The organism is Bartonella vaga (assembly GCF_037070895.1).
In the GTDB taxonomy this organism is placed as follows: domain Bacteria; phylum Pseudomonadota; class Alphaproteobacteria; order Rhizobiales; family Rhizobiaceae; genus Bartonella.
This window is the reverse complement of the sequence record NZ_JAYMZK010000018.1, coordinates 1-1,189: the sequence shown is the minus strand read 5'-3', so window position 1 is coordinate 1,189 and position 1,189 is coordinate 1. Positions and strand designations below refer to the sequence as shown.

Here is a 1,189-nt window from a genome sequence, read left to right as displayed (position 1 = left end):
CAACAAGCATTATTTACTCAATGATTTTAGAAACGATACCTGCACCAACAGTACGACCACCTTCACGAATAGCAAAACGAAGCTTCTCCTCCATCGCAATCGGAACAATCAAAGAGACATCCATAGCAACATTGTCACCAGGCATAACCATCTCAGTGCCTTCTGGAAGCGTAACAATTCCCGTCACATCTGTAGTACGGAAATAAAACTGAGGACGATAATTCGTGAAAAACGGAGTATGACGACCACCTTCATCTTTCGTCAAGATATAAGCTTCTGCTTTAAAACGGGTATGAGGAGTAACTGAACCAGGCTTCGCCAAAACTTGACCACGCTCGATCCCTTCACGATCAACCCCACGAAGAAGTGCACCAATATTATCGCCTGCCTGACCTTGATCCAAAAGCTTGCGAAACATTTCAACCCCTGTAACTGTCGTCTTAGAAGTTGGACGAATACCGATAATTTCAATCTCCTCACCAACTTTAATGACACCACGCTCAACACGACCTGTAACAACCGTCCCACGCCCAGAAATCGAAAAAACATCCTCAATTGGCATCAAAAACGGCTGATCAACGGGACGCTCAGGTGTTGGTATATAATTATCAACCTCACTCATCAAAAGACGAACCGCATCTTCACCAATGCTCTTATCTTTATCCTCAAGTGCCGCAAGCGCAGAACCCTTAATTATCGGTATATCATCCCCTGGAAAATCATACTTTGACAACAGTTCCCGCACTTCAAGCTCAACAAGCTCCAAAAGCTCAGCATCATCAACCTGATCAACCTTATTGAGAAAAACTACAATCGCTGGAACACCAACCTGACGCGCCAACAAAATATGCTCACGTGTCTGAGGCATCGGACCATCAGCAGCAGAAACAACCAAAATCGCTCCATCCATCTGCGCTGCCCCCGTGATCATGTTCTTAACATAATCAGCGTGACCAGGACAATCAACATGTGCATAGTGCCGATTTTCCGTTTCATACTCAACATGCGCTGTAGATATAGTAATCCCACGAGCACGCTCTTCCGGTGCCGCATCAATTTGGTCATACGCTTTAAATTCACCAAAATACTTCGTAATCGCTGCTGTCAATGAAGTCTTCCCATGATCAACGTGACCAATCGTACCAATATTAACATGCGGCTTCGTACGTTCAAATTTGCTCTTTGCCAT

Annotated in this window: 1 protein-coding gene; it reads right to left on the bottom strand. The window is 44.7% G+C overall.

The window, feature by feature from the left end:
• Positions 1-13: 13 nt before the first annotated feature.
• Positions 14-1,189, bottom strand: a complete 1,176-nt coding sequence (gene tuf / locus WCP76_RS06500) for an elongation factor Tu (RefSeq protein WP_336294861.1) — start codon at positions 1,187-1,189, stop codon at positions 14-16.

Excerpts from the sequence above, each read along its gene's own strand:
- tuf (WP_336294861.1), bottom strand. The coding sequence starts at position 1,189 with ATGGCAAAGAGCAAATTTGAACGTACGAAGCCGCATGTTAATATTGGT.